The 26,611-nt window shown below is 64.7% G+C and carries 17 protein-coding genes and 1 pseudogene; 15 read left to right on the top strand and 3 right to left on the bottom strand.

The genetic code is table 11. The annotated features are described in order from the left end of the window. Window positions 1–85: 85 nt before the first annotated feature. The 3 genes from XcuCFBP2542_RS14905 to XcuCFBP2542_RS14895 form a co-directional block, all read right to left on the bottom strand. The gene (locus XcuCFBP2542_RS14905; RefSeq protein ID WP_146090341.1) at window positions 86–988 is read right to left on the bottom strand and encodes a S41 family peptidase; all 903 of its coding nucleotides are present in this window, start codon (window positions 986–988) and stop codon (window positions 86–88) included. 151 nt (window positions 989–1,139) lie between these two features. After that, window positions 1,140–1,439: a HigA family addiction module antitoxin gene (locus tag XcuCFBP2542_RS14900; protein ID WP_104604432.1), complete on the bottom strand. Its 300-nt coding sequence runs from the start codon at window positions 1,437–1,439 to the stop codon at window positions 1,140–1,142. 9 nt (window positions 1,440–1,448) lie between these two features. Next, entirely contained in the window at window positions 1,449–1,727 is a 279-nt protein-coding gene (locus XcuCFBP2542_RS14895; protein WP_104604442.1) for a type II toxin-antitoxin system RelE/ParE family toxin, read from the bottom strand. Between the two features lie 321 nt (window positions 1,728–2,048). Between XcuCFBP2542_RS14895 and XcuCFBP2542_RS14890 the strand changes: the two genes are divergently transcribed. The 15 genes and pseudogenes from XcuCFBP2542_RS14890 (at window position 2,049) to XcuCFBP2542_RS14820 (ending at window position 26,580) form a co-directional block, all read left to right on the top strand. Continuing rightward, window positions 2,049–2,789, top strand: a complete 741-nt coding sequence (locus XcuCFBP2542_RS14890; protein WP_104604430.1) for a flagellar motor protein — start codon at window positions 2,049–2,051, stop codon at window positions 2,787–2,789. A 7-nt stretch (window positions 2,790–2,796) separates the two neighbouring features. Next, on the top strand, window positions 2,797–3,771 hold the full coding sequence (gene motD, locus XcuCFBP2542_RS14885; protein WP_104604428.1) for a flagellar motor protein MotD: 975 nt from the start codon (window positions 2,797–2,799) through the stop codon (window positions 3,769–3,771). Window position 3,772: 1 nt separating this feature from the next. Then, a complete protein-coding gene (locus XcuCFBP2542_RS14880) occupies window positions 3,773–4,555 on the top strand; it encodes a ParA family protein (RefSeq protein ID WP_104604426.1) in 783 nt (260 codons plus the stop codon). Continuing rightward, window positions 4,552–5,604 (top strand): chemotaxis protein CheW, encoded by a 1,053-nt coding sequence (locus XcuCFBP2542_RS14875; protein WP_104604424.1) that lies wholly within the window; start codon window positions 4,552–4,554, stop codon window positions 5,602–5,604. Before XcuCFBP2542_RS14880 ends, XcuCFBP2542_RS14875 begins: the two co-directional genes overlap by 4 nt. A 114-nt stretch (window positions 5,605–5,718) precedes the next feature. Next, the gene (locus tag XcuCFBP2542_RS14870; RefSeq protein ID WP_104604422.1) at window positions 5,719–6,027 is read left to right on the top strand and encodes an STAS domain-containing protein; all 309 of its coding nucleotides are present in this window, start codon (window positions 5,719–5,721) and stop codon (window positions 6,025–6,027) included. Beyond that, window positions 6,024–6,389, top strand: coding sequence for a response regulator (locus XcuCFBP2542_RS14865; RefSeq protein WP_002806565.1), 366 nt, complete (start codon window positions 6,024–6,026; stop codon window positions 6,387–6,389). Before XcuCFBP2542_RS14870 ends, XcuCFBP2542_RS14865 begins: the two co-directional genes overlap by 4 nt. Window positions 6,390–6,422: 33 nt before the next feature. Then, window positions 6,423–8,423 carry a chemotaxis protein CheA gene (locus XcuCFBP2542_RS14860; protein ID WP_104604420.1) on the top strand — a complete coding sequence of 667 codons (2,001 nt, stop codon included), beginning with the start codon at window positions 6,423–6,425 and terminating at the stop codon, window positions 8,421–8,423. Window positions 8,424–8,838: 415 nt separating this feature from the next. Further along, window positions 8,839–9,372 carry a hypothetical protein gene (locus XcuCFBP2542_RS14855; RefSeq protein ID WP_104604418.1) on the top strand — a complete coding sequence of 178 codons (534 nt, stop codon included), beginning with the start codon at window positions 8,839–8,841 and terminating at the stop codon, window positions 9,370–9,372. Between the two features lie 152 nt (window positions 9,373–9,524). Continuing rightward, window positions 9,525–11,786, top strand: coding sequence for a methyl-accepting chemotaxis protein (locus XcuCFBP2542_RS14850; RefSeq protein WP_104604416.1), 2,262 nt, complete (start codon window positions 9,525–9,527; stop codon window positions 11,784–11,786). A gap of 340 nt (window positions 11,787–12,126) precedes the next feature. Next, window positions 12,127–14,406 (top strand): methyl-accepting chemotaxis protein, encoded by a 2,280-nt coding sequence (locus XcuCFBP2542_RS14845; protein ID WP_104604414.1) that lies wholly within the window; start codon window positions 12,127–12,129, stop codon window positions 14,404–14,406. A 480-nt stretch (window positions 14,407–14,886) separates the two neighbouring features. Next, window positions 14,887–17,004 (top strand): methyl-accepting chemotaxis protein, encoded by a 2,118-nt coding sequence (locus XcuCFBP2542_RS14840; RefSeq protein ID WP_104604440.1) that lies wholly within the window; start codon window positions 14,887–14,889, stop codon window positions 17,002–17,004. A 106-nt stretch (window positions 17,005–17,110) separates the two neighbouring features. Beyond that, window positions 17,111–19,582, top strand: coding sequence for a methyl-accepting chemotaxis protein (locus tag XcuCFBP2542_RS14835; protein WP_104604412.1), 2,472 nt, complete (start codon window positions 17,111–17,113; stop codon window positions 19,580–19,582). A 609-nt stretch (window positions 19,583–20,191) separates the two neighbouring features. Continuing rightward, the gene (locus XcuCFBP2542_RS14830; protein ID WP_104604411.1) at window positions 20,192–22,441 is read left to right on the top strand and encodes a methyl-accepting chemotaxis protein; all 2,250 of its coding nucleotides are present in this window, start codon (window positions 20,192–20,194) and stop codon (window positions 22,439–22,441) included. A gap of 476 nt (window positions 22,442–22,917) precedes the next feature. Then, window positions 22,918–25,587: pseudogene (locus XcuCFBP2542_RS20235) on the top strand (methyl-accepting chemotaxis protein). A gap of 201 nt (window positions 25,588–25,788) precedes the next feature. Further along, window positions 25,789–26,580, top strand: a complete 792-nt coding sequence (locus tag XcuCFBP2542_RS14820; RefSeq protein ID WP_167527001.1) for a flagellar brake protein — start codon at window positions 25,789–25,791, stop codon at window positions 26,578–26,580. Window positions 26,581–26,611: the final 31 nt, after the last annotated feature.

The raw sequence follows: 26,611 nt of genomic DNA, 5'->3' as shown, positions 1-26,611 counted from the left end.
GTGGCTGAACCCGGATAACGACGATAGAAAAGCACCCGATGACATGAAGTTGGCAGCATGAAATAGCGGACAACTATGTTGACAATCACCGGTATTCATACGTCCCGACGGGCTGTCCCGATACCGGCCCCATACTTACCAGGTGATCGCCAGGCTCGACACCCGCCCGTTCCGCACTGGAGTGGTTCACCACCTCGATCACGTTTAGCCCGTTGCCGGGCAATGGACTTGTGATCGTCAGCTTCAATGGCCGACAATGAATCATACCGGGCGTTCCACCGGTGCCGTAAGCCGACTCCACCAAAGCGCGAAAGTTTGACCGATCAAAGTCATTGATACGAACCAGCCCATCGCGTCTTTCAAGATTCGTCGAGCGCGTAGCAACAAGATCAACTGGAATAACGAAATATCTCCAGATACCATCCAGCGAAATTGCTGCAACCCCAATGTCTAATTTTTGCTGACCAGGACTCGGGGCCGCAGCGGCAGACAGCAGGACATGCCAGCCTGCGCGCACCCCTCGCGTATAAAGAGGCGAACCAGGGTCGATGGCTTTGACAACTGACATAGTGGCCGAACGCGGCTCGGAGATCAGCATACCGGCTCCCACGAACGCATCCGGCCATTGAAGCCCAACCAGATCTTCCTTCTTTGGAAGGCTCAGCGCGATGTCCTCGGCTGTGAAGTATTGAAGATGCGACGCCTCCAATAAACCCAACATTTCTCCTACCAGGTCGACCGTCTTTGCATGACTAAAATCGAACACCGGAATTCTCTTCCTGTAGGTCGCGTGGACAGCCGCCCAGTCGTAGCCATTGAAATGCTCATCGTAATAACGCTCATCGACTGCTGACCAAGCAGACCCCAGGAGATGCAGGTTGATTCGATAATTCGCCCAAACAGCGAATGCGGAAATCAGAGTGGTAGCGAACAGTAGCCACAGAAAGAAATTCCGATATTTAACCCGCATCCCACCTTCTCCCTTCATGCCCTTATCCACGGCGAGCGCTTGCTCTGACACTATCGGCCTTGCCCCGCAGCATTGGACAAGAAGGCGAAGTCAGTCGTCGCAATCGTCTGCTGCATGCGCGCTGGTGGCGCAGTGCAGAACCGCCTCTGCACGCAGCAGGCCGTTCAACCTACGCCGCTACACGCGGCTGCACGTTGGTCTCGATCTCACTACGGTTGGGCAAGGTCTTCAGATCGTAGGTGGCCTGCAGCGCAAGCCAGGATGCCGCGTCGCCACCGAAGTGGCGCGCAAGGCGCGCAGCGGTATCGGCAGTGATCGCGCGCGCGCCGTGCACGATGCCGTGGACGCGCGTGGCAGGCACATCCAACGCCCGCGCCAGGCCGTTGATGGTCAGCTGCAACGGCAGCATGAAGTCCTCGCGCAGGATCTCGCCGGGATGGATCGCGCGCAGCTTGTTGGTGGGTCGCATGGCAACACCTCAGTGGTAATCAACAATTTCTACGTACTCAGGGCCGGCATCGGTCCAGACAAAGCACACGCGCCATTGGTCGTTGATGCGGATGCTGTGCTGGCCGGCGCGCGTGCCTGACAGGAGTTCAAGCCGGTTGCCTGGCGGACTGCGCAGGAACTCCAGCGTCTGCGCCGAATCCAGCAACTGCAGCTTCCGCTCGGCTGCGGCCTGCATGGAGTGGAACTGACGCGGGTTCCCACCTTCGAACAACGCGCGTGTGTGCCTGCATCGAAACGACTGGATCATCCTGATCGCCCTCATTACGTCAGACGGAATATATTACGCACTGCGTAATGGCGCAAGGGTGATCTGTACTCCCCCCGCTCCGCGCGCCGGCTCGCGCTCGTGGCGCGGGCGCTCCAAGGGTTGCGCGCCAATGACACGCAAGCAGCGTCTTATCGCGCCGATGAGGGTGCGGGGCCTGTCACTGCCTTGGCGGCCGTCCAGTTCCCTTCTCTTGCGGGGAGACGGGCTTTCCACGCGACGAACTGTGACCACGCCAGATTTCCGGCACTGCCGGGCGCTCTCGTCTATCAAGTCCGCCGCGCCCGGGCCGATACCGCCTGCATGGACAGATTGAGCATCATCGGACTGGTGCTGGCGATCGTGGCAATCGTCGGCGGCAGCGTGTTGAAGGGCGCCGGTATTTCGTCGCTGTGGTCGCCGGCTGCCTTCGTGATCGTCATCGTTGGCACGGTGGCGGCGATCCTGCTGCATACCTCGCCGACGGTTTTCCGGCGCGCCTTCAAGATCCTGCGCTGGGTGATCCAGCCGCCGGCCAGCGACCGCCCGCAGCTGCTGGCGCGTATCGTGGAATGGAGCAATACCGCGCGCCGCCAGGGCCTGCTGGGCCTGGAGGACCAGTTGCCGCGCCTGGACGACCCATTCCTGCGCAAGGGCTTGCAGATGCTGGTCGATGGCGTGGAGCCGGAGGCCATGCGGCACATGCTGGAAATCGAAATGGACAACCAGGAGCGCCAGGATCTGGCCGCGGCCAAGGTGTTCGAGGGCATGGGCATCTACGCCCCCACGCTGGGCATCATCGGCGCGGTGCTGGGGCTGATGGCGGTGATGAAGAACCTGGCCGACCCGGCCATGCTCGGCCACGGCATCGCGGCGGCCTTCACCGCCACCATCTACGGCATTGCCTCGGCCAACCTGCTGTTCCTGCCGGTGGCCGCCAAGCTCAAAAGCGTGATCCATTGCAGCACCAACGAGCGCGAAATGGCCATCGAAGGGTTGATCGCCATCGCCCAGGGCGAGAACCCGCGCAACATCGAGTCGAAATTGGCAGGCTACTTGCATTAGCCCGCTTATGGCCCGTCGTCGCAAGCATCACGAAGAACATGGCAACCACGAAGCGTGGGCGATTCCGTACGCCGATCTGATGACGCTGCTGCTGGCGTTCTTCGTGGTGATGTACGCCATTTCCTCGCTCAACGAGGGCAAGTACAAGGTGATGGCGCAGGCGCTGACCAGCGCCTTCGGTGGTTCGTCGAACCAGGCGAGCCCGGTCCAGATCGGCAAGACCCAGACCCTGGGCGCCGACCATGACCGTCCCTCGGTCATCAAGGCCGGTGCGCCGATGACGGCCACCACCGGGCCAACCGACACCACCTCGCTGCCGTCGATGGCCGCGCAGATGCGCATGCCGGTGTCGTTGCGCAACCAGGCGCAACTGGCCCGCGCGCAGCGCCAGATGGATGCGGTGGCGCAGCAGTTGAGCAAGACGCTGTCGCCGCTGATCGAAAAACGCCTCATCACCATCCGCCGCAACGATCTGTGGATCGAGGTGGAGATCAACAGCGACATCCTGTTCGGTACCGGCTCGGCCACCCTGGCCGGTGGCGCCCGCAACACCCTGTCCACGCTGGCTACGGTGCTGCGCGATGCACCCAACGGGGTGCGCGTGGAGGGCTATACCGACAACCAGCCGATTGCCACCGTGCAGTTCCCGTCCAATTGGGAGCTGTCGGCCGCGCGCGCGGCCAGCGTGGTGCACCTGTTCGCCGACGACGGCATTGCGCCGCAACGATTGGCGATGGTGGGCTATGGAGAATTCCGCGCACGTGCCGATAACGGCACTGAGGCGGGACGGAATGCGAACCGGCGTGTGGTGTTGATCATCCTCGCTGACTCGGCTGGCTCACTCGCACCCGATCCGCCATCGCAGTTGCACGCGACCGCCGCCGGGGCGCCGAAGCCTGCCAAGCCTGACGGCGGCCAGACGGCCGTCACCACCGAAAGCGGCACAAGTTCCGTTCCCGCCGTAATTGAAGGAGTGCAATGAGATGCGTATCTGGGCAATCGCCAACCAAAAGGGCGGCGTCGGCAAGACCACCACCACGCTGGCGCTGGGTCGCGGCCTGGCCGCGCTCGGCCACAGGGTGTTGTTGATCGACCTCGATCCGCATTCCTCGCTCACCCGCGCGTTTGGCGTGCCGTCCGACCCGCCGCCGCGCGGGGTGCTGGACCTGTTCGGCACCCCGCCGAGCGACCTGGCCGGCCTGGCGCACGAAAGCACCATCCCCGGCCTGTCGTATGTCTGCGCACAGGCCGCCCTGGCCACACTGGAACGCCGTAGCGCCAACCAGCCCGGCCTGGGCCTGGCGTTGCAGAACGCGCTGACCCGCCACGCCGGCCAGCACGACTACATCCTGCTCGACTGCCCCCCTACCCTGGGCCTGCTGATGATCAACGCGCTGGCCGCCTGCGACCGCGCGGTGGTGCCGACCCAGGCCGAACCGCTCGCGCTGCATGGCCTGGCCAGCATGGTGCGCACCGCCGACATGGTGCAGCGGTCGCGTCGCCGCGCGTTGCCGGTGTCGATCCTGCCCACGCTGTTCGATCGCCGCACCCGCGCCGGCACCGACACATTGAAGGAAATGCAGGCCACCTACGGTGCAGTGGTGTGGGAAGACGCGGTGCCGGTGGATACCCGAATCTGCAATGCCGCCGCCCTGACCGTTCCCGCCACCGGCGGCGACTACCAGGGCCGCGGCCTGTCCGCCTATCGCCGCGCGCTGGAATGGGTGCTGGCCGATGACGCGATGCGTATGGAGCAAGCCGCATGAGCAACCACACCGCCAATGGCGAGCTGGACGACTACCTGGAGGGCCTGCTGCACGATGTCGGCGTGGAAACACCTGCCATCGCGGCCGCAGCAGCGCAGCCGCCCGCCCTGCAGGCGGCCAGCGACGCGAGCGACGTTGCGCTGGCCGAACCGCCGGTGGTCGCGACCGCCTCGCCCGAGGTCATCGCCGCCGACCTGCTGGCCGAGATGCATGCCGACCCCACCTTCGGTGCGCCGGTAGCCGCAGCGCCCACGCCCGAGCAGATCGCCGCCGATCTGCTGGCCGAGATGGATTCGGACCCGGCCTTCGGTGCGCCGGTGGCCGCAGCGCCCACGCCCGAACAGATCGCCGCCGACCTGCTGGCCGAGATGGATTCGGACCCGGCCTTCGGCAGTGCTGTCCCGAGTGCGGACATGATGGCCGCCGATCTGCTGGCCGAAATGGATTCCGATCCGGCCTTTGGCCTGGACACCGCGCCCGCACCTGCACCGGCACCCGCCGCGCTGCCGCCACGCGCGCCCCAGGCACCGGCACGCGCCGCGCCGGCGCCGATCGCACCGACCGGCCTGCAGGCACTGCTGGCTCCCGGCCAGGCCGACAGGATCCATGCCGAGCGCCGTGCCAGCGAACGCAGTACCCGCTGGCTGCGCCTGCGCTGCGGCGAACAGACCTATGCGCTGGAACTGCTCAAGGTGCAGGAAGTGGTGCTGCCGGTGCCATTGCTGCCATTGCGCGGCACATCCAGCGCCATGCTCGGCATCATGAACCTGCGTGGACAGGTGGTGCCGGTGATCGACCTGGGCATCCACCTGGGCGCATCGCCGGTGGACATGGACCTGCAGACGCGCGTGGTGGTGCTGGAAGAGAACGGCGAAACCATGGGCCTGCGCGTGTCGGCCGTGGAAGACGTCACCAGCCTCACCGACCAGCAGATCGAACCACCGGACAACGCCCGGCTGTGCCGCATCTCCAACAACCTGTTCCGCGGCGTCGCGCGCTTGAGCCATCAGCCGATGATCCTGCTCGATGCCACGCATCTGTTGCATTGACGGGGTGTTCAACCTGACGCCAGCTGTGCGCACTGTGGCGTGTGACCGATTCACCGTTAAAGCTTTCCCGCCCCCCGCCGTTAGTACGCATAGAACCATCCGTTCGGAGCAACAATGAGCACAGTGACATTGGGCGAGGATCTTGGCATCGAGACCAGCGCCGACCTCAAGCAGAAGCTTGCCGGATTCCTCACCCAGGACGGCGACCTGGTGCTTGATGCCGGCGAGGTCCGACGCATCCACACCGCCACCGTGCAGTTGCTCTGCGCCTTTGTGCAGAGTCGCCGCCAGGCCGGCCTGCATACCGAATTCGATGGCTGTAACGACACTTTTAGGGATGCGGCCCGCCTGCTGGGCGTCACCGACGCGCTTGGGCTACCCGCATCCAATGACAACCTGAAATCTGTGGAGAACGCCGCATGAGCGCACGTATCTTGGTGGTGGACGATTCGGCGTCGATGCGCCAGATGGTCTCTTTCGCCCTCACCTCTGCCGGCTTTGCCGTCGAAGAAGCCGAAGACGGCGCCGTTGCGCTGGGCCGCGCGAAGGGCCAGCGCTTCAATGCGGTGGTGACCGACGTGAACATGCCCAACATGGACGGCATCTCGCTGATCCGCGAGCTGCGCCAGCTGCCGGACTACAAGTTCACCCCGATGCTGATGCTCACCACCGAATCGGCGGCCGACAAGAAGTCCGAAGGCAAGGCGGCCGGCGCCACCGGCTGGTTGGTCAAGCCGTTCAATCCCGAACAGCTGATCGCCACCGTCCAGAAAGTCCTGGGTTAACCCTTACTCGCTCCAGCATCGGATGTCACGCCCATGAGCATGGACCTGCAACGTTTCCACGCCACCTTCTTCGAGGAAAGCCGCGAAGGGCTCGACGCGATGGAGGCCGGGCTGCTGTCACTTGAAGAAGGCAACCGCGACCCGGAAATCATCAACTCGGTGTTCCGCGCCGCGCATTCCATCAAGGGCGGCGCTGCCACCTTCGGATTCGAGGCCGTCGCCGGGCTGACCCATGTGCTGGAGACGCTGCTGGACGAGTTGCGCTCCAACAAGCGCCAGCTCGAACCCAATGCCGTCGATGCCATGCTCGGGTCGGTGGACGTGCTGCGCGCCCTGCTGCGCGAAGCCGAACACGGCACCCCGGCAGACCCTGCGGCGGTCAAGGCCGTGCATACCCGCCTGAACGCCGTGCTGGCCGGCGAAGCGGCCACCGCCGTCGTGGCGGCCAAGCCGAAGGAAGAAGAGCCCGAAGCCTGGCACATCGGCTTCACCCCGGCGCCGTCGCTGTTCATGAGCGGCAACGACCCACTGCGCATCATCCGCGAGCTGGAACACCTGGGCCCGCTGCAGATCGCCGCGCGCCTGGAGCGCATGCCGGGCTTCGAGAACATCGACCCGCTGGAAGCCTACCTGGCGTGGGACCTGGGCCTGATCGGCAAGATTCCGCGCAGCAAGATCGAAGACACCTTCGCCTGGGTCGTGGACGACTGCGAACTGGACATCCGCCCGATGCCAGTGCCCGGCCCGCCGCCGAGCCTGGCCGTGGACCAGAACGCCACCAGCGCCCCGGCGGCGATTGCCGCTGCGCCGGTGGCCGTGGTCGAAGCTGCCGCCGCGCCTGCCAAGGCCGCTGCCGCCGAAGCCGAAAGCTCCATCCGCGTCAGCGTGGACAAGGTCGATGCGCTCATCAACCTGGTCGGCGAACTGGTCATCACCCAGGCCATGCTCAAGCAAGTCTCCACCGGCCTGGACCCGGCACATGCCGAACAACTGTTCGCCGGCCTGGACCTGCTCGAACGCAACACCCGCGACCTGCAGGAAGCGGTCATCGGCGTGCGCATGTTGCCGGTGGATGCGGTGTTCCGCCGCTTCCCGCGCCTGGTGCGCGACCTGTCCGGCCGCCTCGGCAAGCAGGTGCGCCTGCGCACCATTGGCGAAGGTACTGAACTGGACAAGGGCCTGATCGAAAAGATCGCCGATCCGCTCGTGCACCTGGTGCGCAACTCCATCGACCACGGCCTGGAATTGCCCGACGCGCGTCGCGCCGCCGGCAAGGACGAGACGGGCACCATCACCCTGGCCGCCTCGCACCAGGGCGGCCACATCGTGATCGAAGTCAGCGACGACGGCCGCGGCCTCAACCGCGCCAAGATCCTGGAAAAAGCCGCCGAACGCGGTATTGCCGTGCCGGACAACCCGACCGACTCGCAGGTCTGGGACCTGATCTTCGCGCCGGGCTTCTCCACCGCCGATGCCGTCACCGACCTGTCCGGTCGTGGCGTAGGCATGGACGTGGTTCGCCGCAACATCCAGGGCCTGGGTGGCGAAGTGCAGCTGGAAAGCAATGCGGGTAGCGGAACCCGCGTATTGATCCGCCTGCCGCTGACCCTGGCCATCCTCGACGGCATGACCGTCTCGGTGGCCGGCGAAACCCTGATCCTGCCACTGGCCTACGTGCTCGAAGCACTGCAACCGGCTGCCGAAGACATCCGCTCGATGGCTGGCGACGGCCGCGTGCTGCGGGTGCGCGGCGAATACCTGCCGATCCTGTCGCTGACCAACTACTACGGCTTCGGCGGGCAGCAGTCCTCGCAGGAACCGTTGGTGGTCGTCGTCGAAGGCGACGGCCAGAAGATCGCACTGGAAGTGGACGAACTGCTTGGCCAGCAGCAGGTGGTGGTCAAGAACATCGAGAACAACTACCGCCGCATCCCCGGCGTCTCCGGCGCCACCATCCTCGGTGATGGCCGTGTGTCGCTGATCGTGGACATCGGCGGGCTGGTGCGCTCGTTGAAGGTGCCACAGGCCGCGTAGTGCGGCAGGCCGCGGCAGCCATGCCGCGGTGCACGCTTCCACGCCATCGGTGCGCGATGACGTGGAAGCGATTGCCGGTGGCAAGCAACTGACGGCATCGCCCTTCCCCGTCCGGCCAGACGCCAGACGCGATCGGCAGGACATTCTGGCCCTTTACCCAGACCTTTCGCCTTAGCCGGCATCCGGCGTCCCACCAGGGCCCGGCAACGCTGCCGGGCCCTGGCCGCTCGTCCTGTCCTGCCAGTTATTGCAGCGCCGGCACGGCAATTGGCGCCACAGCCCCTGGCGCACCCTGCCGGCCAACGGTTCACCGGCGTGGCGACCGTCGGTCCAAAAGGTGATAAAGCACACGCTTGGGCGGCCGATAGACAAGGCACTGAGGGCCTTTAGCCCGCGCCAAGTCGAAGGAAGTCGCATGCACACCGCCAATTCCCTCCGCTCTGCCCGCCCGATGCTGGTTGCCGTAGTCGCTGTCGCCCTGCTGGCGGCGGGCGCCTCCCTGCCACCGTCCTTCGCCGCACCGGCAGCGCCGGTGTCCGTACTGCTGGACAGCGTGCCGGTGACAGCCTTGCAATCGCTGGCCGTGGATCTGGTGCAACTGCGCGAACAACAACGTGCACAGCTGGCCGCCGCGTACGACCCGGTTCGCATCCAGGCCTACGACGAACGCCTGGGCAGCTTGCGCCAGCGCATCGCGCGGCATGCCGGCTATTTCCAGGCCACTGCGCCACAGGGCGAGCAGGCCCGTCGCTTCGCGCGGGTGCAGCAGCAGCTCGGCAGATACCTGGCTCAACATCGTCAGGCCGATCGCGCGCTGCACGCCGGCGACCTGCACGCGGCGCAGGCCTTGTCGCTGGGGCACGACGGCGATACCCGCCAACAGCTGTGGACCGAATTGCGCAACCTGCAGGCATCGGTGGCCGGCGACAGCGCACGGCAACGCGACTAAGTCTGCCGCACTCGCTTTCCAGGGCAGCCCTGCCGTAGACGCAGGGCACTGCCCCGGGCAGGCATGGGCCACTTCCGCAGGATACTCAACATTTCGCTGTCCCAGTCGCTACCTGCTTTATCCCGGTATCTTCCTTTCGCTGGATATTCGTCATGACGTTCAAGAGTTCGTTCGCAAAAACGCTCGCCAACATGCCGTTGAAGCGCAAGTTCCTGGTCCAGACCGCGCTGGTGGCGGTGGGCATCGTCGCCTTGGCGGTGGTGGCCGCGCGCATGCAATACGTGGATCTCACCGACACCCGCCGCGACGGCCTCAAGAGCCAGGTCGAAATGGCGATCGCCGTGGTCAATGGCTACGCCGAGCGCGCCGAAAAGGGCCAGGTGGACGTGGCCGCCGCCAAGCAGGCCGCGTTGCATACCTTGTCCACCATGCGCGCACGCGATGGCGTGGACTACATCTACGTGACCGACCAGGCGCCGGTGATGCTGATGCATCCCACCCGCCCGGATCTGAATGGCAAACCGCTCAACGATGTGCTCAGCCCAGACGGCAAGCGCATCTTCCCGGCGTTCGTGACCGCCGCGCAAGCCGGTGGTGGCTATGTCGATTACACCTGGGCCAAGCCCGGCAAGCAGGATCCGGTCAGCAAGACCTCCTACGCGGCGCTGTACAAGCCGTGGGGCTGGGTGATCGGCACGGGCGTGTACCTGGACGACACCCAATCGCAGGCACTGGCCTTCACCGCCGTGGTGACGCTGGCCGGCGGCCTGCTGGTGCTGGTCAATCTGCTGGTCGGCTGGATGATCGGCAATTCGGTCCTGGAACCGGTGGCGCGTGCCCTGGCCGCGATCAAGGGCGTGGCGCGGGGCGACCTGAGCGTGCGCACCGCCGACCACGGCAAGGACGAGATCGGCCAGATGCTCAAGGCCACCGACGACATGGTGCACACGCTGGAGCGCTTCTCCGCGCAGACCAAGACGATGGTGCACATGCATGCGGGCGAGGATGTCACCCACCGCATGCCCACTGATTTCCCGGGTGTCTACGGCGAGCTGGCCGGCGGCATCAACACCATGATCTTCGAGCACCTGGATGCCATCGTCGATGCCATCGGCGTGCTCAACGAGTATGCCCAGGGCGACCTGTCGCGCGATGCCGCGCGCCTTCCGGGCACCCGTGCCGTGCTGCACGAAGCCATGGACGCGGCCAAGGCCAGCCTGCTGGCGATCAACACCGAGATCAAGCGCCTGGCGCAGGCCGCTGCCAACGGCGACTTCAGCCAGCGCGGCGATGCCACGCGCTTCAAACACGATTCGGCGCGCATGATCGGCGACCTCAACGCGATGATGGAAGTGAGCGACCGCAACCTGGGTAAGCTCTCCGAACTGCTGACAGCGCTGGCCCAAGGCGACCTCACAGCGCGCATGGATGGCCAGTTCCATGGCGTGTTCGCCCGCATGCGCGACGATGCCAACACCACCGCCACGCAGCTGGCCGGCATCGTCGGACGCATCCAGCAGACGGCCACCTCCATCACCGGGTCGGCCAGCGAAATCGCCGCCGGCAACAACGATCTGTCGCAGCGCACCGAACAGCAGGCCGCCAACCTGGAAGAAACCGCCGCCTCGATGGAAGAGCTCACCTCCACCGTCAAGCAGAATGCCGAAAGTGCACGCCAGGCCAACCAGCTGGCGATCGGCGCAGCCAGCGTCGCCTCGCAGGGTGGGCACGTGGTCAGCCAGGTAGTGGACACCATGTCCGGCATCCAGGCCTCCTCGAAGAAGATCGCCGAGATCATCTCCGTCATCGATGGTATCGCGTTCCAGACCAACATCCTGGCCTTGAACGCGGCGGTGGAAGCGGCGCGTGCCGGCGAGCAGGGCCGCGGTTTCGCCGTGGTTGCCTCCGAGGTGCGCACGCTCGCACAGCGTTCGGCCGGTGCGGCCAAGGAGATCAAGCACCTCATCGACGATTCGGTGAGCAAGGTGGCGCAGGGCTCGGCGCTGGTGGATCAGGCCGGCAGCACCATGAGCGAGATCGTGTCCTCGGTGCAGCGCGTCACCGACATCATGAGCGAGATCTCCGCGGCGTCGCAGGAACAGTCGGCCGGCATCGAGCAGGTCAACCTCACCGTGACCCAGATGGACGAGGCCACCCAGCAGAACGCCGCGCTGGTGGAAGAAGCCACCGCTGCCGCCCGTTCGATGGAACAACAGGCCCAGCAACTGACCGAAGCGGTCGCCTTGTTCCGCCTCTCGGCCGAGCTGGGAGCAGTCACACGCAGCACGCCAGCGAAGGCGCGCATCGCCCAGAAGCCGGCAACGACCGCCGCGCCCACAGCCGCCAGCAAACCGTTACCGCGCGCCCGGGTGGCCTCCGTGGCGTCCAACGAATCGGACTGGTCGGAGTTCTAGAACAGCGGCCAGTCATGACGCACGAACGAGCCGCGCCCGGAGCGCGGCTCGTTTGTTTTGAGCGTTGGGCAAAGCGGAGCCGGCACCGGGCAGGCAAGTGACCATCGATCACCCAGCCTCAGGTTGGATGGACGGGCTCGCTGCAATCATCTAGCCGTCTATCCATGAGCACTTGCATTTCAATCACGATCACTTCACGAAAGTGACCTGATTTACATTTTTTATTATGCCTTGACGTTAATAAGTGGCATCAGCGGCCGAAATCAGGGTGGACGAGATGCGCGGCGCGATTGCTGCCATTGCATCTTCCCATCACCAGCCCGCCTCCCAGGATCCTGCCATGACTGCCTTACTCCAACGCTTCAACGTGGGCCCGCGCCTTGCGGCGGCGTTCACAGTGCTGATCGTGCTGTCCGGCCTGATTGCAATGATCGGCTACCGCGGACTGCGCTCGGCGCAAACCCTGGTCGACGACATCGTGCACCAGAACATGGTGAAGATTCGTCTGTCCAACGACATGATGAACGCCAATTTCATCATCGCCATGCAGCTACGCAATGTCGTACTCCCCACGACCGATGAGCAAAACCTTCAGTTCATCGCACGCATCAATTCTGCACAGACCGACTACAACAAGGCGCGCGAGACCCTGTATGCCATGTCGGCCTTGCCGCAAGGTAAGGCACTGCGCGCAGAAATCGATGTGCGTGGTGCCGAGGCCAAGCCACTGAACGACAAGATCATCGACTTGGTGATGAGCAACCACAGCGATGATGCCTTGACCCTGTTGCTCACCAAGGCAGCTCCAGCCATGCAACGCTGGCAGGACAAGATCTCCGAAAACATCACGCTACAGGACAAGGCGGCATCGCAGGCATCCGCTATCGCCCTGGACTCGATGGCCGACTCGCGCAAGTTGCTGATTGCCGGCACGGCGGCGGTGATTCTGCTGAGCGCCGTGCTGGGGCTATTGATTACCCGTAGCCTTACCCAGCCGTTGAACCGCGCCACGCGCGCGGCCGAATCGATTGCCGGCGGCACATTGGACAACGATGTCCAGACGCCGTTCAACGATGAAACCGGCCGTTTGCTCACCTCCATGCACCGGATGCAATCGCAATTGCGCAATCTGCTGGCTGCGCAGACCGACATGGCCCGTCGTCATGACGAAGGACAGATCAGCTTCCGGATCGACGCCGACGCATTCCCCGGCCAGTACGGCCGCATGGCCAATGACACCAATAACCTGGTGGATTCGCACATCGCGGTGATGATACGCCTGTCGCAAATCATGGGACGCTATGCGATCGGCGACCTCAGCGAAGACATGGACAAGCTGCCCGGCGATAAGGCCGCGCTGACCGACACCATGATGCAGGTCAAGGCCAACCTCTCGGCGATGAATACCGAGATCAAGCAACTGGCGCAGGCGGCCGCCAACGGTGACTTCAGCGCCCGTGGTGACGCCGCACGCTTCCAGTACGACTTCCGGGTGATGGTCGATAGCCTCAACACCTTGATGGCCACCGCCGACGGCAACCTGCAATCGCTGTCCAGCCTGCTGCAAGCCATCGCCGCCGGCGACCTCACCGCCCGCATGAGTGGCGAGTTCCGCGGCGTGTTCGCGCAGATGCGCGACGACGCCAATGCCACCGCCACCCAGCTGGCGCAGATCGTCACCGGCATCAAGCACTCTGCCATCTCGATCAAGGGCGCTGCCAGCGAAATCGCCGCCGGCAACCAGGACCTGTCCCAGCGCACCGAGCAACAGGCCGCCAACCTGGAGGAAACCGCTGCCTCGATGGAAGAGCTCACCTCCACCGTCAAGCAGAATGCCGAAAGCGCCCGCCAGGCCAACCAGCTGGCCATCGGCGCCGCCGGTGTCGCTTCGCAAGGCGGGGAGATCGTCAGCAAGGTCGTGGACACCATGAGCGGCATCGAAGCCTCGTCCAAGAAGATTGCCGACATCATCAGCGTCATCGACGGGATTGCCTTCCAGACCAACATCCTGGCCTTGAACGCGGCAGTGGAAGCGGCGCGTGCCGGCGAGCAGGGTCGCGGTTTTGCAGTGGTCGCCTCCGAGGTGCGTACGCTCGCGCAGCGCTCTTCCGGTGCCGCCAAGGAGATCAAGGGCTTGATCGACGAATCCGTGCAGCGCGTGGCCGACGGCTCGGTGTTGGTGCACAGCGCCGGCAAGACCATGGGCGAGATCGTGGCCAGCGTGCAGCGGGTCACCGACATCATGGGCGAAATCTCCGCCGCGTCGCAGGAACAGTCCTCCGGCATCGAGCAGGTCAACCAGACCGTCACCCAGATGGACGAGACCACCCAGCAAAATGCGGCCCTGGTGGAAGAAGCCACCGCCGCCGCACGCGCGCTGGAAGAACAGGCGGTTGGGTTGACCGACGCGGTGGCAGTGTTCAAGACCGACGACAGCCACAGCCATGCGTCACCGACCGCCATGCGTGCCATCTCTTCCCGGCCTTCGGTAAACGCCGCGCGCAAACCCATCACCCAATCGACGTCCACCAGAGCCGTTGCCACCATTCCCCGCGCACCCAAGGCGCGCGCCCAGGTACCTGAGACAGCTGACCAACGCACCAACTGGTCGGAATTTTAATGAAGTAAATGTTATGTTGTAGCGATGCGGCGCTGTTCTCAGCGCCGCATTGCTGCACTCCAAAAATTGCCTGGTTGATCGGCAAACGGGTCGCGTCGGACCACTTCACTGCTCCAACAACTATATCGAGCGGACTCATGCGTCTGCCAAGTTGTTGTCTGATGAGCACAAGCGAAATACACACCTGACAACTTCATCACAAAGTCTTCAGCTCACTGAAATTTTGCCGATATTTATATCAGCGATGACCTTCGTCAACCGCGACAGGAAAGTCCATAGCCGTGCGTTTCCGTCCATCGCAACCGTAGAGCTCTGCGCTCTGCCCGTATCAGCCACGCTCCTCGATCAAGGCGCATACAGATGAAGAACTTGAGTCTCTCCACCCAATTGGCACTGGGCTTTGGCACCATCGTCGCCGTCCTGTTGGCCGTTACCACAGTAGGACTGCGTGGGCAGTCCGAGCTTTCCGAAGCGGTGGCCATGAACGATCACACCTACCAGGTGATCGCGACAGGACGTGCGATGTCGATCGCCACGATCAATATCGAAACCGGCGCGCGCGGCTTCCTGCTCTCTGGCCAGCAGCAACATCTGACGCCTTATAACAAGGGCAAGACTGCGTTCGAGGAGGAATATGCGCGCGCCAAGAAGCTGACCTCCGACAACCCCATCCAGCAGGATCGGCTTGGGCAATTGCATACGGCCTACGACGAGTTTCTGGGCCACGAAGAGCGCCTGATCGCGCTGCGCGGCAGCGATGCGGCGATGGGCGATCTGCTGACGCAGTTCAAGGCCGGCCATGAGCGTCTGGCGATGAACAAGATGCGCCAGTTGCTGACCGACTTCGAAAGCCAGGAGAACGGGTTGCTGGTCAAGCGCAGCGCGGCCCTGGCAGCTGCCAAGGTGCGTAGCCGGTGGTCGATGATGATCGGCAGCGGCATCGCCGTGCTGGTGGCAGTGGCCGGCGGCTGGTTGATTCGGCGCCGCCTGCTCGCGCGATTGGGCAGCGCATCGCAGGTGGCCGACGCCATTGCTGCGGGCAATCTGTCCATCACCGTGGATGGCAGCGGCACCGACGAGACCGGCCGCCTGCTCGCCAGCATGGGCAAGATGCAGTTGCAATTGCAGAAGGTTTCGCAAGGCCAGCTGGAAATGAAGCGCAGGCACGACCAGGGCGAGTTGAACTACCGTGTGGACGAGTCGGCATTTCCTGGCGACTACGCCACGATCGTGCGCGACAACAATGATCTGGCCGCCTCGCATGTGGCAGTGATGATGCGCCTGTCGCAGATCATGGGCCGCTATGCAGTCGGTGATCTCAGCGAGGACATGGACAAGCTGCCAGGCGACAAGGCCGTGCTGACCGACACCATGATGCAGGTCAAATCCAATCTGTCGGCGATGAACGCCGAGATCAAGCAGCTGGCGCAGGCAGCCGCCAACGGCGACTTCAGCGCCCGTGGTGACGCCGCACGCTTCCAGTACGACTTCCGGGTGATGGTCGATAGCCTCAACACCTTGATGGCCACCGCCGACGGCAACCTGCAATCGCTGTCCAGCCTGCTGCAAGCCATCGCCGCTGGCGACCTCACTGCCCGCATGAGTGGCGAGTTCCGTGGTGTGTTCGCGCAGATGCGCGACGACGCCAATGCCACCGCCACCCAGCTGGCGCAGATCGTCACCGGCATCAAGCACTCTGCCATCTCGATCAAAGGCGCTGCCAGCGAAATCGCCGCCGGCAACCAGGACCTGTCCCAGCGTACCGAGCAGCAGGCCGCCAACCTGGAAGAAACCGCTGCCTCGATGGAAGAGCTCACCTCCACCGTCAAGCAGAATGCCGAAAGCGCCCGCCAGGCCAACCAGCTGGCCATCGGCGCCGCCGGTGTCGCTTCGCAAGGCGGGGAGATCGTCAGCAAGGTCGTGGACACCATGAGCGGCATCGAAGCCTCGTCCAAGAAGATCGCCGACATCATCAGCGTCATCGACGGGATCGCCTTCCAGACCAACATCCTGGCCTTGAACGCGGCAGTGGAAGCGGCGCGTGCTGGTGAGCAGGGTCGCGGTTTTGCAGTGGTCGCCTCCGAGGTGCGTACGCTCGCGCAGCGCTCTTCCGGTGCCGCCAAGGAGATCAAGGGCTTGATCGACGAATCCGTGCAGCGCGTGGCCGACGGCTCGGTGTTGGTGCACAGCGCCGGCAAGACCATGGGCGAGATCGTGGCCAGCGTGCAGCGGGTCACCGACATCATGGGCGAAATCTCCGCCGCCTCGCAGGAACAGTCCTCCGGCATCGAGCAGGTCAACCAGACCGTCACCCAGATGGACGAGACCACCCAGCAGAACGCGGCCCTGGTGGAAGAAGCCACTGCGGCCGCACGCGCGCTGGAAGAACAGGCAGTCGGGTTGACCGACGCGGTGGCGGTGTTCAAGACCGACGACAGCCACGGCCATGCGCCGCTGGCCGCGCGTGCCGCCCCGGCGCAGCCGGTGGTGACTCAAGCGCTCAGGGCGCAGGTGGCGGCAGCAGGTCGCAGCCCCGCGTCGAGGCCGCGTCCGGTGGCCGCCACCACCGGCAACGACTCCAGCTGGCAGGAGTTCTGAAGCGGCACGCAACGCAGTCTGAACAGAGCCGGTCGGCAGCATTGCCGGCCGGCTCAAGCCTTCACATGTCATGGCCGATAGCTGCGTACGCCCAAGAGACGCACCAATGCCTACTTCGCCCACGTTGACGCCGAACACCGCTGCTCCGTCCCCACACCGTTGGACCCGTCGTTGGGACGACCTGGCCATCGCCAGCAAACTCGGAATGATCGGCGTACTCGCCCTGATCGGGCTACTCGTCCCGGTCTTGCTCTACAGCGGCACGCTCAGCGAAAGCGTGGGCGTCAGCAGCAACGAATTACGCAGTTACGCACCGCTGGGAAAGATGCTGGGTCTCATCACCGACCTGCACGCCGCGCACGTGGACAGCGGCAGCACCGCCACTGCGGCAGCACAGCGGGCCGAACGCGATCTGCAGCAACTGCTTGCCATGACCACCACCCTGCCCGGCTTCGAACGCAGCCGCGAGCAATTGCGCATCCTGCAACAACGCCATGTCGCCAGCGTCGCCACCGAAGGCTACACCAAGGTAAGGGACCAGGCATTTGCAGCGCTCGATGCGTTGCGCGATGACAGCCAGCTGGTGTACACCCCCTACATCGAGAGCTACCACCTGGTGGTGGCCACGTTGATCTACGGCCCCGACGCCACCGAGTCCATGACCGGGCTGGACGCCGCCAGCGATCCCTCGCAAGCGGCAGAGAACAAGCCCATGCTGGCCGAAAAGCTCAGCCAGCTGCAACGTAACCATGCACGCTTCCGGCATGAGCTGGACAAGGCCATCAGGCTGCTGGAGCAACCGGACCCGGCGCTGAGCGATGCCGCACGCGCCGAAGCCACACGCGCGAACGCGACGATGGCCGTGCTGGCGAGTGCGCTGGCGGGCAGCGACGCCCACGCCGACGCGCGATGGAATGCTGCGCTCGATGCGCTTGGGCAAACGATGCAGGACCTCAGCGGCGTGGCATTGCAGGCCTTGCAACGACAATCCGAACGGCACCTAGTGCAGGCCCGCGACGCGATGTGGCAGGCGATCGCCGGGTTGTCGCTGCTGGCCGCGCTGATCGTCGCGCTGGGCTGGTACACCTTGTCGCGGCTGACCCGCAACGTGCGGCGCGCCGCTGTGGTGGCGGCCAACATCGCCAAGGGCGAACTGACCGACCGGATCGTGGCGCCCAGCCGCGACGAGACCGGCCAATTGCTGGGCAACATGCAGCAGATGCAGCAGCAGCTGCAACGCGTGCTGGCCGCGCAAAGCGAAATGGCGCAGCGACACGATGCCGGCCAGATCAGCTATCGCATGCAGGCCGACAGCTTCCCCGGCGCCTACGCCAGCATGGTGAACGACACCAATGCACTGGTCGGCTCGCATATCGCCGTGAAGATGCAGCTGGCGCAGATCATGTCGCGCTATGCCATCGGCGACCTGAGCCAGGACATGCCACGCCTGCCGGGCGAGAAGGCGGTGCTGAGCGACACCATGGACACCGCCAAGGCCAACCTGTCGGCGATGAACACCCAGATCAAGCGGCTTGTGCAGGCTGCCGCCAACGGTGACTTCAGCGTACGCGGCGACGCACAGCGCTTCCAGTACGATTTCCGCACCATGGTGGAGGCGCTCAATCAATTGATGGCCACCTCCGATGCCAATCTGCAGGCGCTGTCCACGGTGCTGCAGGCGATCGCCGGCGGCGATCTGAACGTGCGCATGCACGGTGATTTCCATGGTGTGTTCGCGCGGATGCGCGACGATGCCAACGCCACGGTCGTGCAGCTGGCCGACATCGTCGCACGCATCCAGCATTCCACCGACGCCATCAACGACGCCGCCAGCGAAATCGCCGCCGGCAACCAGGACCTGTCGCAACGCACCGAGCGGCAGGCCGCCAACCTGGAAGAAACCGCCGCCTCGATGGAAGAGCTCACCTCCACCGTGCGCAACAACGCCGAGCATGCGCGGCGCGCCAACCAACTGGTGGTCGACACCACCACCGTGGCCGCACAAGGTGGTGAAGTGGTGGGCCAGGTGGTCGGCACCATGGCCGGCATCCAGACCGCGTCGCGCCGGATCGCCGACATCATTGGCGTGATCGACGGCATCGCCTTCCAGACCAATATCCTGGCCTTGAATGCAGCGGTGGAAGCCGCGCGCGCGGGCGAACAGGGCCGTGGCTTTGCGGTGGTGGCATCGGAAGTGCGCACGCTGGCGCAGCGCTCGGCCGGCGCGGCCAAGGAGATCAAGCAGCTGATCGACGACTCGGTGCAGCGCATCGAGCATGGTAGCCAGCTGGTTGGCCAGGCCGGGCACACCATGCAGCAGATCGTCGCCTCGGTGCAGCGCGTCACCACGATCATGCACGAGATCAGCGACGCATCGCAGCAACAGTCCGACGGCATCGCGCAGGTTGGCCAGACCGTCGCGCAGATGGATCAGTCCACTCAACAGAACGCGGCCCTGGTGGAAGAAGCCACCGCCGCCGCCCGTGCGATGGAAGAACAAGCGCAGCAGCTGCGTGATGCGGTCTCGATCTTTCAGCTGCAGGCAACGGCCTCGGCCCACATCGGCCAGGCCGCCTGATCGTCTGCGCTCACACTGATTGAATCGACCTGCGGCCGCTCTGCAAGCAGAGGACCGCACCGCCGATGCAGCTCCCAGCAGCGGACTGCATCGGCCATCGCCATGCCGGCGCTGGCGATAATCCAGGTATGTCGGCAGCTGGCACAGCACCCGGCACTACTGCACGCTGCCAGTCTGTGCTGGCATCTGGCCGCATACTCGAAGAACGTCAATCGCCTTTCGCGAACACCTGGCAGTGCCCTGCGATCCTGCAGATCGCACCCGCACACACAGCCATCACGCTCCGGTTCGTGATCGAACAGTGAAGCTCCTGCGTATCGCCTATGCGATTGCCGCGCTTCCGCGCGCCTTTGCTGCTGTCTTGTGCACGCCCGCTTCACCTCGGTGACGGCTACCCATACGCGGGAGCGCAGATCCGTTCAGCCGTGGTCGGCGGCGCCGTTACCGACTACAAGCAGGCAGACATACCTGCAATCGCGCCGCTCAAGCGCCTGGTTCGGTCGCAGCGATCAAACAACCGAATGTCTGCCTGCACGGCCCATGCGACGTCGCGACGACGCGATGGCACCCAACGCCCCCCTTCCTGCCCATTGCCCTCGAGACCTGCACATGATCGCTCTTCTACAACGGCACAACGTCGGCAAGCGCCTGACCTTCGCCTTCGGCACGCTGATCCTGTTGTCCTGCGGATTGGTCGTCGCCGGTTTATATACCTTGGCCCAGGCGCGCGAGAGCCTGGACACGGTGGTCAACCGCAACATCAAGATCATGCAGCATCTGGAGGACATGACCAGCGCCAGCGCCGTGGTTGCCGTGCAGCTGCGCAACATCGTGCTGCCCACCTCCCAGGAAGACAATCTGCGCTTCACCGGCATCATCAAGGACAAGCTGGCAACCTACGAAGACACCCGACGCACACTCTACGTGTTCTCCGCATCGCCGGAAGCGGCCGCATTGCGACAGAAGATCGATCAGGCCAGCGACATCGCCGGCAAGCTCAACGCACAGGTCGCCGACCTCGGCCTGAATTCCAGGCCCCAGGAAGCGCTTGCGCTGCTGTTGCAGAAAGCCGCACCGGCCACCGAACAGTGGCAGAACGCCTTGAATGAATATTCTGCGCTGCAGCGCCGTCGCGCTAGCGAAGCCTATGACGCAGCCACCACGGCCATGGCGCGCGGCCGTGCCATGTTGATCGGCGGCGGCCTGGCAGTGGTTGTCATCAGTATCCTGCTGGGGTGGGCGATCACCCGCAGCCTGGTGCGTCCGTTGACCCAGGCTACCCGTGCCGCCGAAGCCATTGCCGAGGGCCATCTCGACAACGATGTGCGCACCCAGGCCAACGACGAAACCGGCCGCCTGTTGCAGGCCATGGACAAGATGCAGGACCAGGTCCGCACACTCATCAGCGCGCAGCTGGACATGGCCAGGCGCCATGACGAAGGCCAGATCAGTTTCCGTATGGACGCCAGCGTGTTCCCCGGCGATTTTGGCCGCATGGCCCGCGACACCAACGAGCTGGTCGCCGCCCACATCAAGGTCAAGATGCAGACCATCCACTTGGTGGAGCGCTACGCCATCGGCGACCTGAGCGAGGACATGCCGCAACTGCCAGGCGAAAAAGCTGCGATCACCACTGCGATGAATCAGGTCAAGCACAACCTGTCCACGATGAATCAGGAGATCAAGCATCTGGCGCAGGCAGCGGCTGGCGGCGACTTCACCGCACGCGGCAACGCCGAGCAATTCCAGTACGACTTCCGCATCATGGTCGAGAGCCTCAACCACCTGATGGCCACCGCAGACGGCAACCTCGCCTCGCTCTCCAGCCTGTTGCAGGCCATTGCCGCCGGCGACCTCACTGCGCGCATGAGTGGCCAGTACCAGGGCGTGTTTGCGCAGATGCGCGACGACGCCAACGCCACGGCCGAACAGTTGGCCGGCATCGTTGGTCGCATCCAGCAGGCCGCCGACGCGATCGGCCTGGCCTCGGGCGAGATCGCCACCGGCAACCAGGATCTGTCCCAGCGCACCGAACAGCAGGCCGCCAACCTGGAAGAAACCGCCGCCTCGATGGAGGAACTCACCTCCACGGTCAGGCAGAACGCCGAACACGCCAGCCAGGCCAACCAGCTCGCCATCGGTGCGGCAGCGGTGGCATCGCAAGGCGGCAGCGTGGTCGCCGATGTGGTCACCACCATGTCCGACATCCAGGCCTCTTCGAAGAAGATCGCCGAGATCATCTCGGTCATCGACGGCATCGCGTTCCAGACCAACATCCTGGCCTTGAACGCGGCCGTGGAAGCGGCGCGTGCCGGCGAACAGGGCCGCGGGTTTGCCGTGGTCGCCTCGGAAGTGCGCACGCTGGCGCAACGCTCGGCCGGTGCCGCCAAGGAAATCAAGCACCTGATCGACGATTCGGTGGACAAGGTCACCCAGGGCGCCACCCTGGTCGACCAGGCCGGCACCACCATGGCAGAGATCGTGGCCAGCGTGCAGCGCGTCACCTCGATCATGGGCGAGATTTCTGCTGCCTCGCAGGAGCAGTACGCCGGTATCGAACAGGTCAACCAGACCGTCACCCAGATGGACGAAGCCACCCAACAGAACGCCGCCCTGGTGGAAGAAGCCACCGCCGCCGCACGCGCCATGGAAGAGCAGGCGCAGCAACTCACCGAGGCCGTGTCGGTGTTCAAGGTCAACACGCAGGCACCGGTGGCACGCCAGCTCGCCGCCATTGCCGGTGCCCCCAGCCATGCGCGCAAGCCAGCGCGTGCATTCGCCGCACCGGCGAGCGCACATCGCCCATCGACACGTGCGTCTGTACCGGCCACCGATGCAGCCGGCTGGCAGGAGTTCTGAGTGGCGTCCATGTCTATCAGGCGGGCTTGCCCAAGGTGCACAGACCATCGGCATCGACCACCACGCTCTGTTCTCTTAGCCACGTTTTGCAAGGCATGACCAAACCACACAGTGCAACCTCGTAGTACGCAGGCAACACACTTATCAGGGTTGCGTACCAGTCGCGGATCGTGGATCCGCAACCAGCAAATCTTGACAGCCGCTTCTCTTCTCCAGGGGAAGCGGCTTTTTTTTCGCGGCCTTCCAGGCCTGGCGACTAGGGCGATGACTCGCAAACGGCGCGCCGTGGAAATTTCACACCGAACTCACAAACGGCGGAATGGGTTACCTGCTCTGAAATCGCTTACACGCACTCAACTTGAACATATCGCATTTTTTTATGCAGATTTCGGCATAAAGGATCAATTTCGCGCCTAGACGGCCGATAACGCATTCACGCATTTGTAACGCCCTTCCCGGGGCAAGGTCGATTTCGCATGGATTTCTTCAACCGGCTGTCTATTGGCACACGGCTGTCCGCACTGCTGACCCTGGTCATCGCCATCTCGCTGGGACTACTGGCCCTGACCATCTATCGGCAATCGGCGCGCGACATCGAATCGCAGGTCAAGGCCGAGCTGCGCTCCAGCACCCGGCTGATGCAGCAATCGGTGGCGATGTACGACGTGACCCTGACCGAGGGCACCCAGCGCCTGGGCAACGTGTTCGACGACATGCTCCCGCGCGGCGCCCGCGAACTGGACCCGGCCAGCACCGTCACCATCGGCGCGCAAGACACCCCTGCGTTGCGGGCCGGCACCCAGGCACTGAATCTCAATTTCGACGCGGTGGACCGCTTCGCACAGGCCACCGGCGGCGTTGCGACCATCTTCGCGCGCACCGGCGACGACTTCGTGCGCATCACCACCTCGTTGCGCAACAAACAGAACGAGCGCGTGATCGGCACCCTGCTCGACCGCAAGGGCAAGGCCTATGCCGCGCTGTCCGAGGGCAAGCCCTTCACCGGCCAGGCGCAACTGTTCGGCGAACAGTACATGACCCATTACGCGCCGCTGCGCAATGCGGCCGGCGACGTGATCGGCGCGCTGTTCGTCGGTCGCAACTACACCCAGGGCCTGGCAGCGCTCAAGGCCCAGGTCAGCCAGACCAAGCTGGGCCAGGACGGTTACTTCATCATCGTCGACATGGCACCTGGCGACCACCATGGCCAGGTCATCGCCGCCCCGCCCGGCACGCCGGACAACCTGTCGGCGCTGGTCGCCGCCGAGCAGCAGCCCGCGCTGCAAGCAGTGCTGGATGGCAAGCAACCCAGCGCCAACCTGCCGTTGCGCGATGCCAAGGGCAGCAGCCAGGCCTTCGAAGTCACTGCCCACCGCTATGCGCCGTGGCAGTGGGCAGTGATCGGCACGCAGCCGCGCAGCGCCATCGATGGCCCGCTGGACGCGCTGATGGGCAGCATGTTGCTGTTCTCGTTGGTGGTGCTGGCACTGTGCATCGCGGTGGTCTTTATTGCCGCACGCAAGATGGTTACCCGCCCCTTGTTGGCGGTGGAGCGCGTGTTGGGCGACGTCGCGGCCGGGCGCCTGGACAACCTGATCGAAATCGATCGGCACGACGAACTCGGCCGTCTGCTGCTCAACGCGCGCACCATGCGCGACGACCTGCGCGCGCGCCTGGAGCGCGATCACCTGATTGCCAGTGAAGCGCTGCGCGTGCGCACTGCGCTGGACGACGTCAGCACCAATGTGATGATCGCCGATGCCGACCGCCGCATCATCTACGTCAATCGGCCATTGCAGCGCAAGCTCACGCAGATGCAAGGCGCGCTGCGAGCCCACCTGCCGCACTTCGACGCCGACGCGTTGAGCGAGCTGCGCATCGACCAGTTTCATCAAAACCCGTACCAGGCGCAGCTGCTGGAGCAGCTCAAGAGCTCGCATACCGCGCAGATCGAGGTCGGCGGCCGCATCATGCTGGAAATCGTCAGCCCGGTCCTCGATGCCACCGGCGAACGCATGGGCTATGTCGTGGAATGGAGCGACCGCACCCAGGAGGTACAGGTGGAAGAAGAGGTCGCGAGCGTGGTGCGCGCAGCGGCCGCCGGCAACTTGAGCGAACGGATTGGCGTGCAGGACAAGCAGGGCTTCCTGTTGCTGCTCGCCTAGCAGCTCAATGTATTGCTGGACAACAATGCCGACGGTTTGTCGCGGGTGTCTGCGTTGCTGTCGTCGCTGTCGCAGGGCGATCTCACCGCGCGCATGGAAGGCGACCTGCAAGGCGTCTTTGCCGATATCCGCGACGACGCCAACGCCACTGCCGACCAGTTGGCCGGCATCGTGCGCCGGATCAAGGACTCCTCGCTGGCCATCAATTCAGCCGCCACCGAGATCGCCACCGGCAATGGCGACCTGTCGCGTCGTACCGAACAGCAGGCCGCCGCGCTGGAGGAAACCGCCGCCTCAATGGAGGAACTCACCGCCACCGTCAAGCAGAACGCCGACAATGCCGACCAGGCCAACCGCCTGGTGCTGGATGCGGCCGGCGTGGCCGCCAGGGGCGGCGACGTGGTTGGCCGCGTGGTCGCCACCATGGCCGACATCGACACCTCGTCCAAGAAGATCGCCGACATCATCGCGGTCATCGACGGCATTGCGTTCCAGACCAACATCCTGGCCTTGAACGCAGCAGTGGAAGCAGCGCGTGCCGGCGAACAGGGCCGCGGGTTTGCCGTGGTCGCTTCCGAGGTGCGTACGCTGGCGCAGCGTTCGGCCGGCGCGGCCAAGGAGATCAAGCACCTGATCGAAGATTCCGTGACCCGCATCGGCAACGGTGCAGCACTGGCAGCGGAGGCCGGCAATACCATGCAGCAGGTGGTCGGCTCGGTGCAGCGCGTCACCGACATCATGGGCGAGATCACCAGCGCCTCGCGCGAGCAGGCCGCCGGCATCACCCAGGTCAACCAGACCGTCACCCAGATGGACGAGACCACCCAGCAGAACGCGGCGCTGGTGGAAGAAGCCACCGCCGCCGCCCGTGCCATGGAGGATCAGGCCACGCAGCTGGTGGATGCGGTAGCGGTGTTCCGCCTCGAGCAGGAAGACCGCCTGAGCACGCTGCTGGCCAACGCGCGCCACGCCTACCACTGAGGCGACGATGCCGCGCCTGCATAGACTGCGCGCGCGGCGACACTGGCAGCAATCGCGTGCAGTGCGGCGTCACCGGGTGCAGCGACCGCCGGCCTTGCCGGCGTGGGCGTTGGCCTTCAAGATTCGCGGCCGCCGCCGATATCATGGCGATGCCAGCGCCAGTCCAGCGGCGCCCTCCCGTTTCCAACCGTGCGCGTGCCCATGTCCCAAGGCGATTCCTCACAGTCACAGCAGGACCACGACGCCGATCATCTACCCGAAGGTGACGAGCGCTATCTGCTGCGCAACCGGCGGCAGATCCGTGGCCTGCTGCGCCAACTGCGGGACCAACGCGCCGTGGTCACCATGCACGTGGCCGGTCGCGACATGGCCGTGCCCACCGCCGTGCTTGAGGTGGACGAGGACGACGACTGCCTGATCCTGGACGGCAGCCACAACGACACCTCCAACCGCGCCATCGAAGACGCCAAGTACCTGCTGTGCTACGCGCAGCTGGAACGGGTCAACGTCCGCTTCCGGCTGGAGAAGGCGCAACGCATCGAGCGCGACAGCCACGTCGCCTTCCGCGCCAACCTCCCCGATGCGCTCTACCACATGCAACGGCGCGAATCGTACCGGCTGGAAACGCCGATTACCGATTCCCCCGTCTGCACCATCCGCCAGGAGCAAGCGCAAGGCGGCGACCTGAGCCTCCAGCTGCGCGTGACCGACATCAGCAGCGGCGGGCTGGCGGTTTCGCTCACGGCCGGGATGCCCTTGCTGGAGCCGCAGCGCACCTACCGCGACTGCACGCTGCAACTGCCAGGCGCCGCGCCGATCGTCTTGCCGCTCACCGTCTGCAGCCAGCACAAGCAGACCCTGCCCAATGGCAGCGAGGGCTTCCGCATCGGCATGCAGTTCAGCGACCTGCCGCGCGGTGCCGACGAAACCATCCAGCGCTACATCTTCCGCGTCGACCGCCAGCGCAATGCACGCAAGAGCGGTGTGTTCTGAATCTACCTGCAGCGCCGGTGGCGCCTGCCTA

Source organism: Xanthomonas cucurbitae (assembly GCF_002939885.1).
GTDB lineage: Bacteria > Pseudomonadota > Gammaproteobacteria > Xanthomonadales > Xanthomonadaceae > Xanthomonas > Xanthomonas cucurbitae.
The sequence above is the reverse complement of the archived record's forward strand: the minus strand, read 5'-3'. Positions and strand labels throughout refer to the sequence as shown.